The sequence below is a fragment of the Shewanella morhuae genome (genome assembly GCF_003028295.1).
Lineage (GTDB): Bacteria > Pseudomonadota > Gammaproteobacteria > Enterobacterales > Shewanellaceae > Shewanella > Shewanella morhuae.
In genome coordinates this window covers 1590410-1605246 of record NZ_PYSG01000002.1, presented here as the reverse complement: position 1 = coordinate 1605246, position 14837 = coordinate 1590410, and the positions used below count along the sequence as shown (strand labels likewise).

The window sequence follows — 14837 nt, the reverse complement described above, 5'->3', positions numbered from 1 at the left end:
AGGCGGGGGTTATCTATGTTGAGACTAACCCCTAAGCACTTATTTTGGCTAAAGGTGATATTTCATTTGTTAGGTTTACTGCCTATCGGCTATTTAGTGTTAACTGTGATATTGGGCCGTGCGGGCGGCGATCCGGTGCAGCATATTATTCACTATACAGGCATAGGCGCCTTAAATGCGTTAGCCGCGACTTTGCTAATTTCACCGATTGCTAAGCTGACAAAGCAAGGGCTATTGATGCAAACCCGCCGCTTGGTGGGTTTATACGTGTTTGCCTATGCAACCTTGCATATTGTGGCGTTTTTCAGTTTAGATCTACTGTTTGCTTGGGGATTATTGTTTAGTGAAGTGGTAAAACGGCCGTACATTTTAGTGGGGGCAGTAGCTTATCTTATCGTGACAGCTTTGGCGGTAACCTCGTTTAAAGCCTTGATGCGTAAGATGGGACGTCGTTGGCAAATTTTACACAATGGCGTGTATTTGGTCGCTATCTTAGCGCCAATTCATTTTTACTGGTCGGTAAAATCAGAAATCATCGAGCCGAGTTTGTATATCTTGGGTTTTAGTGTGTTATTGCTGTGGCGCATGCCTTGGTTTAAACGCAGGTTTAGCCGAAAAGGGGTAAATAATGTGGCGCAAAAGGTGAGTGGTGTTGCAAAATAAAAATGGTTCTAAACTAATGGCAGGGCGTAGCTTGAGTCATTAATCCTGAGCGTGTTTTACGAGTTTGAATACCAACGCGAAATATGCAGTATAAAAACAAAAATGCCGAATTTAACCTTCGGCATTTTTATTATTCAGTTTTGATCCCAGTGAATAGGGCGGTTTAACCTAAACCTTGTGTTATTGATTTCATTTGAATGAACTCAATTTTATAACCGTCTGGATCTTCAACGAATGCAATCTCAGTGTTACCACCCGCGACAGGACCTGGGGCGCGAGTGACTTTGCCACCGGCTGCGGCAATCGCAGCACAACGGGCGTAGATATCTTCATCGCCTATGGCTAAATGGCCAAAACCAGTGCCTAAATCGTACTTGTCGGTGCCCCAGTTATAGGTCAGTTCCACTACGGCTTGGCCGGTAGATTCTTCACCGAACCCTACGAAAGCTAAAGAATATTTGTATTCTGGATTTTCAGAAGTGCGAAGGAGTTTCATACCAAGCACGTGGGTATAAAAAGCAATACTGCGCTCTAAGTTACCGACACGGATCATAGTGTGTAATAGTTGTGACATAGGGTTCTCATGATAAATAAATTACCCGTCGAGTATATCAAAAATGCTTCAATGGATGATGGAAAATGTCGTTTATAGCGAACTTTATTATGCTTGACTCGATTGAGCATAGGGGCGTACCGTTTATCTGTTAGATTGATTTTTTAACGTATTTTGACAAGAGAATAGCGGATAAATTGGTAGTCGCTCACAAAATACAGATCCATATATGGGTTTTTGTCATGGGCTTGATGATAATGTCATCAAGCCCACTAGGAGAGTAAAAAATGAGTATCGAACTAAAAATGGCCTTAGGCACAACGGTTGTGGTCGCTTTATTTTTAAGCGCGTTCTTCGTTTCACTTTTTTGATGAGTTTTACAATTTTTTGCTAAGCTTGTACCCCGTTAATCAAAAAGCCGCATTAGCGGCTTTTTGTTTATCTGTGATTTAATACGATTGTATAATGCACGTAAAACTTAACAAGGATTTGAAGATGTTGTTTAGCAAAACTGAAATAGCATTAATTGCATCGGCTAAGCGAAAAGTACAGATGGCACAGAAAGTGCGGTTAGCTGTAATTGCATTAGTTGTGCTGGGTACTGGGCTGACGATATCTGGTTTGTGGGTTAATGAGTTCGCTATTTATATGATCTTTGGACTCGTAGTCTTTGCAGTGGCCTTGCCACAATTTGGGCAAGGGCCAAAATATGAAGAGTTAGTCAGCTTGCTCGAGAAAAAAAGCCAAGGTTAACTCACTTGAGGTTTATTCATCAGGATAAATTTTATCTTTAAATTCACACAAGTCTTCAATGATACAGCTGCCGCAGCGCGGTTTACGGGCGAGACAAGTGTAGCGTCCGTGTAGGATAAACCAGTGATGCACATCGACTTTAAACTCAGCAGGCACGACTTTTAGCATTTTATCTTCCACTTCGACCACGTTCTTGCCGGGCGCGAATTTAGTGCGATTGGCGAGGCGGAAAATATGCGTATCGACGGCGATCGTTGGCCAACCAAACGCAGTGTTGAGTACCACATTAGCCGTTTTGCGCCCAACGCCGGGGAGTGATTCTAGCGCTTCTCTATCCTCTGGTACTTCACCATGATATTTCTCAATTAAGATCTCACACGCTTTGATGACATTGACAGCTTTGTTGTTATATAAGCCGATGGTTTTTATATATTGTTTTAAACCATCCACCCCTAGGGCATAAATACTGCTGGGAGTATTAGCAACCGGAAAGAGCTTATCAGTTGCCTTATTCACACTCACGTCCGTTGCCTGTGCCGATAAGGTCACAGCGACCAAAAGCTCGAAGGGGCTAGAAAAGTTGAGTTCGGTCTCAGGTTTTGGATTGTTATCGCGAAGACGAGTGAGAATTTGAATGCGCTTTACTTGGTTCATATTAGCTAACCTTAGTGATCCGTGCGCGGGTAACACTTGGCTCAGTAGCGACTTCTGGCTGGCGTTCCTTAAGTTTTTTATCAATCACATTTTTGAGGGCAATAAGTAATCCCATAATGATAAAAGCGCCCGGTGGCAGCATCGCCAATAGGAAAGGCGTGTCTACTTGCCATAGATGGATAGTTAACGATGTTGCCCAAGGACCAAGTAATAAATCGGCACCCTCAAACAGCGTACCTTGGCTTAATATTTCCCGCGTAGCGCCCAGCACTGTCAGCACTAAGGTAAAACCCAGCCCCATCATTAAGCCATCAAAGGCGGCACTAAAAGCATTATTGCGTGAAGCAAAGGCTTCGGCGCGGCCAATAATAATGCAGTTTGTTACAATCAAAGGCAGAAATATCCCCAGTGATACATACAAACCGTAGGCGTAGGCGTTAATCAGTAATTGTACAGTGGTGACAAGCGCCGCAATGATCATCACAAATACAGGAATACGGATTTCTTTCGGTACATAATCGCGCACCAAAGACACCAATATGTTAGAACCTATCAGCACCAACATGGTAGCGATACCTAATCCTAGGGCATTAGTTATCGTGGCGGTCACCGCAAGCAATGGACACAAACCTAAAAGTTGCACTAGGCCAGGGTTATTTTTCCACAGGCCTTGCCAAGCGATTTCGCGATAATTAGTCATGTTTGGCCTCACAATTCAATGGCTGGCTGAAAATTTGCGCTTGGTTATTATTGAAATACCAGACGGCATTTTTTACTGCTTTAACATAAGCGCGTGGGGTGATGGTTGCCCCGGTGAATTGATCAAAATCACCGCCATCTTTTTTGACTAACCATTGTTTATCATCTTGCGAATCTAACATTTTACCGACAAATTGACTGACCCAATTGGATTTACGTAACTCGATTTTATCACCTAAACCCGGTGTTTCTTGGTGGGTTAAAGTACGAACACCTAATACTTCACCTTGGGTGTTAACCCCAACAATCAGCTTAATATTACCGTTATAGCCATCGGGCGCTATGGCTTCAATGGCGATAGCAACCGGCTTACCCGCCATTGTTGCAATGTAGGCTGGCATGGGGTTATCAGTGCCTAAGGCTTCTTTATCTAACAATAAAGTACATTGCGCCGTGAGATCGTTATCGTGCATCTCATCGGGAATTAATTGATGTAAGACTCGCATTAACTCTTGCTGTTCTTGTTGCGTTATTTTGTCGGCAGTTTGCTGATTCACTACAGCGACTAAACCTGTACAAATCAGGGCAAACAATGCCAATAAAAACCCATTTCTAATCATCGGATTATTCAAAACGATTTCCTTAAACTCTCGTTACTCACGCCGTCATGTATGTTCGATAATGACGTTAGCCCGCAGAGTGGCCATAGGCCCGTGGCCGCACATAATAGTCAATAAAGGGCGCACACAGGTTTGCCAGTAATACGGCAAAAGCAAAGGCGTCAGGGTAACCGCCTTTGGTGCGAATGATATACACCAGCACCCCAATTAAGGCGCCAAAGATAATACGGCCGCGAGGGCTGGTTGCTGCTGTGACGGGATCGGTGGCGATAAAAAACGCCGCTAACATGGTCGCACCAGAAAATAAATGTAACACAGGGCTGGCTTGGGTATCAGGCGACAGTAAAAAGCCGATACTAGATGCTACAAACAGCCCTAATAAGACGCCAGTGCTGATGTGCCAGCGGATAGCTTTAAGCTTGAGTAGCACTAAACCGCCAGCAAGATAAGCTAGATTCACCCAGAACCAACCTACGCCTGTGCTGCCATCAAAAATCGTTTTAGTCATACTTTCAGTGCTGGTTAATCCCATTGATAAATCGGTTTTGAGGGTATCAAGTGGCGTGGCCATGGTGGTGCCGTCAATGCCTAAACGGAATTGATTGATGTCAATGTGAGCACCAATATTGAAAATAATTTGCAGGCTATCGATAACGCTTGGCGAGTTTAACGCAACGCTACTGGGCGCAATCCAAGTCGTCATTTGCAGTGGGAAAGACACTAAAAGTAATACGTAAGCCGCCATCGCCGGATTAAACAGATTATGGCCTAAGCCACCATAAAGGTGTTTAACAATGATAATGGCAAAAGCTGCGCCCATCACTATCATCCACCAAGGCGCAAGAGGGGGAATAGCGACGCCAATTAAGATGGCGGTGAGCATGGCACTGTTATCGCTTAAGCTTGCTTTGATGTTGCGTTGGCGAAGTCTCATTATCATGGCTTCGCAGCTTAAAGCGACAATAATCGCCAGTAATACTTGGATGAGTGTGCCCCAGCCAAAAAAGGCACATTGCAGCACAAGTCCTGGCAGTAAACATAAAATCACCCGTTGCATAACGGTTGAGGTATGCAGGTTGTGCGTTACATGGGGTGATGAGGCAATTTTAAACGCCATCGTGATTCCTTTTTATCATTCTATTCTCAGTCATTGCCAACACTTGAGTCGCTTGACGTTGTGGCTTCATGGGCGAGCGCCGCTTTTTTGGCTTTTGCCTTGGCGATGGTTGCCGCAATTCGCGCTTTTTTAAGTTCTTCGCTAGATAAAGGCGCCGTTTCAATGGGGTTTGTAGTGGGCGCAGCAGAGGACGAAAGAGTCTCGGCTTTCGCTACGCCGCTTTCAAGCGTGTTTTCTATCGGCGGCGTATTCACTTTAGTTTGAACTGGGTCAACCGGCTCAGGTTTAACGGCTGAGTCAGGTTTAGCGGCTGACTCAAGGTCAGGCGCTGTTGCCATTAATGCCGCTTTCTTCGCTTTAGCGCGCGCTACCGCTGCGGCGACTTTGGCCTTTTTAATCGTTTCAGCATCATCAATATCTGTAGCGGCTTCAACATCAGTACTCGCATTGATTTGTGCGCCAGAAGTTGATTGCAAATCTGGAGTAACGGTTTGGCTTAAATCGTCTCCAGTATTAGCTTGTGCTTGTTGAGCGGCTTTTTTGGCCTTAGCGCGGGCAACCGCAGCTGCTACTTTGGCTTTTTTATCTGTATCTGCAGTGGGTTGCGCTGCGCTGGCGGCTTCACTGGTTTCAAGCGGCGTGTTATCGAGCTGCTGTGCGGCCTTTTTGGCTTTGGCGCGGGCAACGGCAGCAGCAACTTTTTCTTTTTGAGTTAACGGCGCTTCTTGCGTTGTTACGACACGTGTTGCCGTTGGTGCGTGATTAGCTTCAACATTCACTGCATGGCTTAGGTCTGCATCATCGGTATTAGCTTGTGCAGCTTTTTTGGCTTTAGCCCGGGCAATTGCTGCAGCAACGGCTTGGTTTTTAGGCGTTGCTGTCGAAGTCGTCGTTTCTACCGTATCTACGCTTGGCGCTGCATTTGATGGTTGCGCTGCGGCAGCTTTTTTTGCTGCGATACGCGCCATGGCTTCAGCGACAGCATTTTTGTCTGTGCCTGTCATGGTGGCTTGTCGGCGCTCAGCGGCTTCTTTAGCCTTAGTTTCGCGGGCGATTTTTTCTTCTTCAAGACGCATTAAACGAGCATCAAAACGTTGCTTGGCGCGTTCTGCTTGTTGTTTTTCATCGGCGCTGTGTTTTAGGGCCGATTTTGCAATACGATAATATTCGACTAAGGGAATATCACTTGGGCAGACGTAACTACAGCAACCACATTCAATACAATCCTTTAGATTGAAACTGGCGGCCTTGTCGTACTCTCCCGCTTTGGCGTGCCAAAAAAGTTGTTGTGGTAACAAGAGTGCAGGGCAGGCAATAGCGCATTCGCCGCAGCGAATACAGGCTTTTTCCTCTGGCGTAGTCCCAATTTCTTGACTACTTGGTACCAAAATACAATTGGTGCCTTTTAAAATAGGTACTTGGATATTCGCCAATGCGTGACCCATCATAGGCCCGCCAATAATCACTTTTTGCTCAGGCTCAGGGGTAAACTCAGTCGTGGCGAGTACGTGTTCAACGGGTGTCCCTATGGGGATCCAGTAATTGCCTGCTTTACCTACATTTTTGCCCGTTACGGTAACGACTCGTTCAATCAAGGGTTTGCCTTGGGCTACTGCTTGATAAATAGCAAATGCAGTACCCACGTTATGAACCACTATGCCGAGTTTGGCAGGGATTGCGCCCGAGGGTACTTCGCGACCAGTAATTATTTGTATAAGTTGTTTTTCGCCGCCAGAAGGATATTTAGTCGGAATGACGGTCACGCGAATACAGCCTGCAGGAAGCCCGCTTTGCATCACCGCAGTTTGCATAGCGTTTATCGCTTCGGGTTTATTATCTTCAATCGCGATAATAATGCGTTTAGGCGTTAATAGCCGATGAATAATGCCAATCCCCGCGAGGATATCGTGGCTGTACTCACGCATTAATCTGTCATCGGCGCTGATATAAGGCTCACATTCGACGCCATTGATAATGACTACATCAATCTCACTGACCGGATTGAGTTTTATATGGCTTGGAAACGCTGCGCCGCCCATTCCTGCAATACCAGCAGAGCGAATTTTATCGATCATTTGTGGATTGCTGAGATTCTCAAGCTCACTTTTGGCTAGCTCGCACCAAGTGTCATTGCCGTCGGCTTTGATAACGCAAGTGTTAACGGGTAAAGCCGAGGCATGATTACTGACCCTAGGCTCAATCGCAACAATTGTGCCCGATGTGGGCGCGTGCACAGGTAAGTGCCAAATAGAGGTGCCTTGAGTTAACGCTGCGCCCTTTAATACTTTATCGCCAACCTTGACGATTAAAGTGCAGTTTTCGCCTACTTGAGGGACGGGCACTAAAAACGTTGAGGCCAATGGCAGTTGCCCAATTAGCGTGGTATTGGAGAGGGATTTGACTTCAGGAGGATGTATTCCACCGGGTGAGCGCCAAAGGGTTCCTTTATCTAATTGATCTAATAAAGTTAACACCGCTTATCCTCTTCTAACTGGTCTTTTGGGGCCATCGTATTTTTAGCAGTAACATCTTGAGCAGTGCCGTCTTGAATCATCGTCACTGGAATGGCATTTAAACGCCAATCCCAATTTTTAATATTCTGGGTCACTGGGATCATATCAATACAATCGACAGGGCAAGGTTCAACACATAAATCACACCCAGTACAGTCTGTTGTCAGTACGGTGTGCATGAGTTTACCGGCACCGATAATGGCATCAACAGGACAAGCTTGAATGCACTTAGTGCAGCCAATGCATTCGTCTTCACGAATATAGGCAACCTTTTTAACTTGCGATTGCGCTTCGGCGTTGAGTGGCTCGGGATCAACCCCCATTAAGCTGGCGAGTTTTTCCATAGTGGCAGTGCCGCCTGGAGGGCATTTGTTGATTTTTTCGCCATTAGCGATGGCTTCAGCGTAGGGACGACAACCGGGATAACCACATTGGCCACACTGGGTTTGCGGTAGAATCGCTTCGAGATCCTCGACAATTGGATTGCCTTCAACCTTAAATTTAAGGGCGGCAAATCCGAGGATGATCCCAAAGACTAAGGCTAATAGGGTCAATAATATTACAGCAATTAAAATTCCGGACATCTTACTTAACCAATCCTGTGAATCCCATAAAAGCGAGGGACATAAGGCCTGCGGTAATCATCGCAATCGCGCCGCCTTTGAAGGGTAAGGGCACATCAGCTGCCGCTAAACGCTCACGCATTGCCGAGAACAGAATTAACACTAAGGAGAAACCCACCGCAGCACCAAAACCGTAGACTGCCGATTGAATAAAATCGTGCTTCTCGTTGACGTTAAGTAAGGCAACCCCGAGGACTGCACAGTTGGTGGTGATAAGCGGCAGGTAAATTCCTAAAGCGCGGTGTAGCGTCGCACTGGTTTTTTGTACAACCATTTCAGTAAATTGCACCACAACGGCAATCACTAAAATAAAGCTCATCGTACGCAAGTAGCTTAAATCAAAGGGTAGTAATAAATATTGATTAACGAGATAACTCAAAATAGAGGCTAAAGTCAGCACAAATGTGGTTGCCATACACATGCCAATAGCGGACTCCAATTTACTGGAGACCCCCATGAAAGGACACAAGCCTAAGAATTTCACTAAAACGAAATTGTTAACCAGCACTGTACTGATCAACAGGAGGAGATATTCGGTCATCTCAATACTTTTCCAAACGGATCTTAATGGTATTATCGACTTTTCCGTTTGCATAAACAACATATAGAATGCAGGGTTAAATACCTTTACTGTAAATTTTGGTGATGAATTAACCTATTGAAGTATTAAATTCGATCTGGGATTGTCATGGGCTCTGGCTGAGCGATGTAATAACCTTGCAAGCCATCGACAAGCATTTTCTCTAAGATCAGTTTTTCTTCTTGGCGCTCAACACTGGTCGCGATAACGCGAATGCCTATACGCCTTGCAACATCTACCATCATACGAACGAAGAACTTATTATTGCGATCTTCATCAATGTTAGCGGTGTAGCTGCCATCAAGTTTAATGTAGTCAGGGCGCACTTCACTGAAGAATTTGAAGGAGGTAAAACTCATGCCAAAGCGTTCAATCGACACCCGTGAACCGACACTATGTACCTCGCGAACAAATTTATGACTCGCCCCTAAGTTGGATTGCATGCCTGATTCATTAATCTCAAATACTAAGCGTGATGCTATGTGCTTTTGGTTACTTAACCTATCTTTTAGCCAAGCGATAAACAGATCTTGATGGGCTGAAAATGCACTGATATTAATGCCGAAATGACCTGAAATCGCTGGATTTTCCTTAAGTATTTTTAATACGCTGATCACTACTAATTTATCTAGCTCAGTGCTCATGCCATGGCGTTCTGCCATCGCAATGACGGTCGTAGTGGGTAACATCTTACCTTCACTGTTGTAAAATCGTGCCAGTAGCTCGCGGTAAAGCTCTATATTGGTATGACAGGGTTGAATCGGTTGCTGGTAAAACTTTAATGCTCGTCGAGTCACTAAATCATTGAGGGTTGTTTTCCACCTATCATCGCCAAGCTGTTCATTAACAGCGAGTTTTTCTTGAATATGATAACTATTAGGGCCTAGTGTCTGAGCTATGCTGACGGCAGTATCGGCGATGGTTAATAAATTAACTGCATCTGTACCTTGTTGATAAGGAACTAGCCCGATATGGGCGACAGATTCCAACTCAGTGACTTGTAGATATTCATCAAGATAAACTTTTAATTGGTCTAAAAATTTTGGAGCATCCTTGAGCATGATGTCAGGGATAAACACTGCAAAATCAGCACTCGATACTCGAAAACACTCAGCATCAGGATATTTACTGCAGGCTTTACGGATGCAGGTCGAAATTTTGATTAAATAATCATCGCCCGCTGTACGCCCTTGTTTTTGGTTGATTTGCGCGAGCTCAGTTGCCTTAACCATTGCCATTATGCCCAATTGAGGCATATCTGGAGTGCTAATGTTTTCTAGCTTTTGGGTAAAGCGTGGGCGACTAGCAAAGCCTGTGACAGTGTCTTGATAAGCCGCTTTTTGCAGTTTCTCATTTTCTTGGTTGAGTTTATCAATTTGTACTTTGAGTTGAGAGCGGCATTCTTCAAGTGATACAGCAATGGGCTTTAGTTCACCGGAGAGTTTTGATGAGGCAACGGCTGAAAAGCTTAGATCAGGTATTTTTGAAATATAATCAGCAGCATAGCGTATAGCCGTTTTCTGCTTTGACATTAATAACACAAATGCAGCAAGTAATAGGAGGTAGCTGATTAAGAGTATAGCGCCAAACATTTCAGTCATACTGATGGCTGTATCTATGGCTTGGTTGGTACTGAGTTTGACCTGTAAACGACCCGTGGCTAATTTTTCTGTGTGGCTGAGATCAATTAAAAAAAGGCTCGAAAAAGGGTGGGTATGCTGGCTGGTTAAGCTGCCTTCGGTATGGTTTTGCGAACCATCGGTGTCATCCACATACTGAAAAAACTGGAATTGGTAATGTTCACTGAGTTTTTTGAACAGCTCTACGCCATTACCCTGCCATTGTTGATATTGGGTTAAGCTGGTTTTAAAGCGAGCAAGCTCTTGTTGCTGTTGAAACTGTAATTGACTATTTTCGCTTTGATATACCCAAGCAAAGAGACCTAAAAAGATAATCAGTAAAAAAATGGGATATGATTTTGAAATAGCCATAACAATCCGTTCTTTATTTAGGTGAGTTTGAACCGCACAAGTTTAAGCGAAGGGGGCTTAAATCGTTATTAGTGTGCAAAAAGTCATCCATTAATTTAATCGTGGACACAGTGTAACTGCATTTAAACAAAAACAAAATGTTGGTTATAGGGATTTTACAATGTGACGACAAGAAGGGGATTATGTAAAGCGTAGAGCCATAAATGGCTCCCCTGACTGGACTCGAACCAGTGACATACGGATTAACAGTCCGCCGTTCTACCAACTGAACTACAGGGGAATTGATGGTGCGATATAACTATCGACTTTTTTAAAATATACCATTTTTAAAATGGCTCCCCAGACTGGACTTGAACCAGTGACATACGGATTAACAGTCCGCCGTTCTACCGACTGAACTACTGGGGAATAGAATATGCGATATTGCTATCGACTTTTGTTATCAAAAATACTTACCTACTTTAAATTGGCTCCCCTGACTGGACTCGAACCAGTGACATACGGATTAACAGTCCGCCGTTCTACCAACTGAACTACAGGGGAATTATTTTAAAGTATTATTACAATGTTATTTAAGTGGCTCCCCTGACTGGACTCGAACCAGTGACATACGGATTAACAGTCCGCCGTTCTACCAACTGAACTACAGGGGAATTGCGCTTAAATTAAATTGTAAATTTTGTACTTAACGCTATATAAATTGGCTCCCCTGACTGGACTCGAACCAGTGACATACGGATTAACAGTCCGCCGTTCTACCAACTGAACTACAGGGGAATCGTTTCATAAAGTCATAATGACTCGTTGAGAACGGAGCGCATAGTAAAACGCCCCGTTGTACGAGTCAACTCGAGTTACCAAAAAAAGTGTAATTATGCTGTTAAGTGCTCATCTAATGTGCATCATGGCGCAGAATTCGACGTTTCGGTGCAAAAGTGCTTAACAATTCGTGATATAGCCTAGGTGATTTTAAATTTTAACTCTGCTTTTTCTATAAAATTTAAATAGCTAGCTAACAAAGTGCGTTGCCTACCATAAAGTGAGACATAGAAGTTGAATTTACCTTCTGCCTGTTATGACTCGCTGTTTGCACAAAATTGCGAGTTACAGCTAATGCGATAAAGGCGTTTGGCTAAATATATTTAGATTAATCTCATTTGCTCCTATAGCGCATTGACGATAGACGTTGTAATTAAATGGCTCCATTTATGTGTTCATTATGGCAGCGTAATTCTTTAGACTTACCTTATTAGTGGTGGCTGATTTTTGCTCGCTTTTTTATTAGCCCGCTATTTTTCATGTTAATCATTCTTATGACTGACAGCGAATACGCAGTAAATAAAATAGATAAAAGTAAGCACGTTTATCAAATGTAATTAAATTACCAAATGTCGAGCGGTAGTTATTGATAAGCATGACAGCCCTCAACCCCGCGTGGTTTATGGGTTATTTCGAGTTATCAACAAAATCTGTGGATAACCCTGTGGGTTGTCTTGATTAACAGGCGGCAAACCCTTGTGGGATGGGCTGTGGGCTTAAAATACACTATTTTTGGGTTTGAAATAAAAAGTGTTTTATTTCAAGTGAATAGTAAAAGCAAGTGCTTTTAATTAAGGGTATAAATTAGGTTGCAGTTTTGTAATCAAACAAAATATGTTTCTTGTGTATTAAATTGGTAGTTTTGCTCAGTTTATGGGTGTTTTATGGGCTAAATCAGTATAAATTTCCTTCGACACAAACTTTCAGTTTTTTGCTGTCATATCCTTTTGCAGTATTGTGGTGCGTCTTTCATCGTTAAGAATCTATGCTCATCCAGTCATATAATGACTGGAGCTTAGTGAGTGACTTGATTAGAATAGGGCGACTTATTAAAAGGATATGCGCGCGTGTCAGAATCTGTTTTTCAGCTTGAATCGGAATTCGCCCCCGCAGGCGACCAACCTACCGCTATAGCCAAATTAGTCGACGGCCTCGAGGCAGGTTTGGCTTGCCAAACGTTACTCGGCGTAACAGGCTCAGGTAAAACCTTCACGATTGCCAATGTGATCCAACAGTTAGGCCGCCCCACGATTATCATGGCGCCCAATAAAACCTTGGCAGCGCAGCTCTATGGCGAGATGAAAGAGTTTTTCCCCCATAATGCGGTCGAGTATTTTGTTTCTTACTACGATTACTATCAGCCAGAAGCCTATGTACCTGCATCAAATACCTTTATTGAAAAAGATGCTTCGGTGAATGCCCACATAGAACAAATGCGTCTATCGGCGACTAAAGCTCTGTTAGAGCGTAAAGATGTGGTGCTGATTGCCTCTGTGTCGGCTATTTATGGCTTGGGCGATCCTGACTCCTATTTGAAAATGTTGCTGCATCTTCGCCAAGGCGATGTGATGGGTCAACGTGATATTTTAATCCGTCTCAGTGAATTGCAATATAAACGTAATGATATTGAGTTGCAGCGCGGTACTTATCGAGTACGCGGTGAAGTGATTGATATTTTTCCTGCCGATTCTGAGCGTAATGCCATTCGTATTGAGCTATTTGACGATGAGATTGAACGCTTAAGTGAATTTGATCCGTTAACTGGCCATATTATTAAGCGTATTGCCCGCACTACGGTTTATCCTAAAACTCATTATGTGACACCGCGGGAAAAAATCATCGCTGCCACTGAGTTTATTAAAGAAGAATTACGTGAGCGTAAGCAGTATCTGCTTGATAATAATAAGCTGATTGAAGCGCAGCGCATTCATGAACGAGTGCAATACGATGTCGAAATGATGGTGGAGTTGGGTTACTGCTCCGGCATTGAAAACTACTCACGTTATTTATCTGGCCGTGCTCCGGGCGAAGGGCCACCAACTTTACTCGATTATTTACCCGCTGATGGTTTGCTTATTATCGATGAATCTCATGTGACTGTGCCGCAAATTGGCGCCATGTATAAAGGTGACCGTTCACGTAAAACCACGCTTGTGGAATACGGTTTCAGGTTGCCGTCAGCATTAGACAATCGCCCACTTAAGTTCGAAGAATTCGAGCAATTGATGCCGCAAACTATTTATGTGTCGGCGACCCCTAGTGTCTATGAGCTTGAAAAGAGTCAAGGCGAGATAGCGGAGCAAGTGGTACGGCCAACGGGTTTACTCGATCCAGAACTAGAAGTACGCCCTGTTGGCACACAAGTTGATGATTTATTATCTGAAATTGCCAAGCGAGTTGCCGTCAATGAGCGGGTGTTAGTAACAACATTGACCAAGCGTATGTCGGAAGATTTAACCGAATACTTAGATGAGCACGGCGTTAAAGTGCGTTATTTGCATTCAGATATCGACACCGTTGAGCGGGTTGAAATTATCCGTGATTTACGGCTTGGCAAGTTTGATGTACTGGTCGGTATTAACTTATTGCGTGAAGGCTTAGACATGCCTGAAGTCTCTCTGGTGTGTATTTTGGATGCCGATAAAGAGGGATTTTTACGCTCAGAACGCTCGCTTATTCAAACGATTGGCCGCGCGGCACGTAATGTCAACGGTAAAGCAATTCTCTATGCCGATCGCATCACTAATTCAATGGAAAAAGCGATTGGTGAAACGAATCGACGTCGAGAACGTCAGCGCGCGCATAATCTAAAGCTCGGCATCACGCCTAAAGGCGTGGTTAAACGCATCACCGATGTGATGGACGTGGACGATGGCCGCAACAGTAAGGCGGTTTATGGCAAAGTGGCTGAGTCTACATCCCAATACCACAAAGCCGATGCGACGGAATTGAGCCATCAAATCGATGTGCTCGAAAAGAAAATGCACGATCACGCGCGCAATTTAGAGTTTGAACAAGCGGCGGCGATGCGTGATGAAGTAAAACATCTACGGGATCTGTTGATTAGAGCGTAGATTTATTTTTATGTTAATTATTGAACCTGAACTCGGGATAATGAATGTCGAAAAATCTACATTTAACAAACCAAATTAATTTTATAAGCTATTGATTTTAAGGTGAAAATCTATTTTCACTGAGTGCGTAAGTTTTTTGCGCATATCAAGGCGCTCTGTCGTACGCCATAGCGAGCTA

General features: G+C 43.9%; 12 protein-coding genes and 5 tRNA genes. 3 read left to right on the top strand and 14 right to left on the bottom strand.

Annotated elements, in window-relative coordinates:
- Positions 1-15: 15 nt before the first annotated feature.
- Positions 16-663 carry a protein-methionine-sulfoxide reductase heme-binding subunit MsrQ gene (gene msrQ / locus C9I43_RS07625; protein ID WP_107883021.1) on the top strand — a complete coding sequence of 216 codons (648 nt, stop codon included), beginning with the start codon at positions 16-18 and terminating at the stop codon, positions 661-663.
- A 163-nt stretch (positions 664-826) separates the two neighbouring features.
- Here the strand turns inward: msrQ and gloA are convergent, their stop codons facing one another.
- Complete coding sequence (gloA, locus tag C9I43_RS07620; protein ID WP_076500589.1) at positions 827-1237, bottom strand: lactoylglutathione lyase; 411 nt, start codon at positions 1235-1237, stop codon at positions 827-829.
- A 474-nt stretch (positions 1238-1711) separates the two neighbouring features.
- Here gloA and C9I43_RS07615 point away from each other — a divergent pair, with 474 nt between their 5' ends.
- The gene (locus tag C9I43_RS07615) at positions 1712-1969 is read left to right on the top strand and encodes a hypothetical protein (protein ID WP_076500588.1); all 258 of its coding nucleotides are present in this window, start codon (positions 1712-1714) and stop codon (positions 1967-1969) included.
- Between the two features lie 12 nt (positions 1970-1981).
- On the opposite strand, the gene nth is transcribed toward C9I43_RS07615, so the two are convergent.
- The 13 genes from nth to C9I43_RS07550 all read right to left on the bottom strand — a co-directional run bounded on the left by nth (position 1982) and on the right by C9I43_RS07550 (position 11543).
- Complete coding sequence (gene nth, locus C9I43_RS07610) at positions 1982-2623, bottom strand: endonuclease III (protein ID WP_076500586.1); 642 nt, start codon at positions 2621-2623, stop codon at positions 1982-1984.
- Between the two features lies 1 nt (position 2624).
- On the bottom strand, positions 2625-3323 hold the full coding sequence (locus C9I43_RS07605) for an electron transport complex subunit E (RefSeq protein ID WP_076500585.1): 699 nt from the start codon (positions 3321-3323) through the stop codon (positions 2625-2627).
- Entirely contained in the window at positions 3316-3954 is a 639-nt protein-coding gene (rsxG, locus tag C9I43_RS07600; protein WP_107883019.1) for an electron transport complex subunit RsxG, read from the bottom strand. The genes C9I43_RS07605 and rsxG overlap by 8 nt, the downstream gene beginning before the upstream one ends.
- Before the next feature lie 55 nt (positions 3955-4009).
- Positions 4010-5059: an electron transport complex subunit RsxD gene (gene rsxD, locus C9I43_RS07595; protein ID WP_107883017.1), complete on the bottom strand. Its 1050-nt coding sequence runs from the start codon at positions 5057-5059 to the stop codon at positions 4010-4012.
- A gap of 26 nt (positions 5060-5085) precedes the next feature.
- Positions 5086-7533 (bottom strand): electron transport complex subunit RsxC, encoded by a 2448-nt coding sequence (rsxC, locus tag C9I43_RS07590; RefSeq protein WP_107883015.1) that lies wholly within the window; start codon positions 7531-7533, stop codon positions 5086-5088.
- Positions 7527-8156, bottom strand: coding sequence for an electron transport complex subunit RsxB (gene rsxB, locus C9I43_RS07585; RefSeq protein WP_107883013.1), 630 nt, complete (start codon positions 8154-8156; stop codon positions 7527-7529). Before rsxB ends, rsxC begins: the two co-directional genes overlap by 7 nt.
- Before the next feature lies 1 nt (position 8157).
- Entirely contained in the window at positions 8158-8736 is a 579-nt protein-coding gene (gene rsxA, locus C9I43_RS07580) for an electron transport complex subunit RsxA (RefSeq protein ID WP_076500575.1), read from the bottom strand.
- Positions 8737-8861: 125 nt separating this feature from the next.
- Positions 8862-10766 carry a bifunctional diguanylate cyclase/phosphodiesterase gene (locus C9I43_RS07575; RefSeq protein ID WP_107883011.1) on the bottom strand — a complete coding sequence of 635 codons (1905 nt, stop codon included), beginning with the start codon at positions 10764-10766 and terminating at the stop codon, positions 8862-8864.
- 204 nt (positions 10767-10970) lie between these two features.
- Positions 10971-11046: transfer RNA gene (locus C9I43_RS07570), tRNA-Asn, on the bottom strand.
- 52 nt (positions 11047-11098) lie between these two features.
- A tRNA-Asn gene (locus C9I43_RS07565) sits at positions 11099-11174 on the bottom strand.
- A 59-nt stretch (positions 11175-11233) separates the two neighbouring features.
- Positions 11234-11309, bottom strand: a tRNA-Asn gene (locus C9I43_RS07560).
- A 34-nt stretch (positions 11310-11343) separates the two neighbouring features.
- Positions 11344-11419 (bottom strand) — tRNA-Asn (locus tag C9I43_RS07555).
- Between the two features lie 48 nt (positions 11420-11467).
- Positions 11468-11543: transfer RNA gene (locus C9I43_RS07550), tRNA-Asn, on the bottom strand.
- 1109 nt (positions 11544-12652) lie between these two features.
- Between C9I43_RS07550 and uvrB the strand changes: the two genes are divergently transcribed.
- Complete coding sequence (uvrB, locus tag C9I43_RS07545; RefSeq protein WP_107883009.1) at positions 12653-14659, top strand: excinuclease ABC subunit UvrB; 2007 nt, start codon at positions 12653-12655, stop codon at positions 14657-14659.
- Positions 14660-14837 lie beyond the last annotated feature (178 nt).

Excerpts from the sequence above, each read along its gene's own strand:
- msrQ (WP_107883021.1), top strand. The coding sequence starts at position 16 with ATGTTGAGACTAACCCCTAAGCACTTATTTTGGCTAAAGGTGATATTT.
- gloA (WP_076500589.1), bottom strand. The coding sequence starts at position 1,237 with ATGTCACAACTATTACACACTATGATCCGTGTCGGTAACTTAGAGCGC.
- C9I43_RS07615 (WP_076500588.1), top strand. The coding sequence starts at position 1,712 with ATGTTGTTTAGCAAAACTGAAATAGCATTAATTGCATCGGCTAAGCGA.
- nth (WP_076500586.1), bottom strand. The coding sequence starts at position 2,623 with ATGAACCAAGTAAAGCGCATTCAAATTCTCACTCGTCTTCGCGATAAC.
- C9I43_RS07605 (WP_076500585.1), bottom strand. The coding sequence starts at position 3,323 with ATGACTAATTATCGCGAAATCGCTTGGCAAGGCCTGTGGAAAAATAAC.
- rsxD (WP_107883017.1), bottom strand. The coding sequence starts at position 5,059 with ATGGCGTTTAAAATTGCCTCATCACCCCATGTAACGCACAACCTGCAT.
- rsxB (WP_107883013.1), bottom strand. The coding sequence starts at position 8,156 with ATGTCCGGAATTTTAATTGCTGTAATATTATTGACCCTATTAGCCTTA.
- rsxA (WP_076500575.1), bottom strand. The coding sequence starts at position 8,736 with ATGACCGAATATCTCCTCCTGTTGATCAGTACAGTGCTGGTTAACAAT.
- C9I43_RS07575 (WP_107883011.1), bottom strand. The coding sequence starts at position 10,766 with ATGGCTATTTCAAAATCATATCCCATTTTTTTACTGATTATCTTTTTA.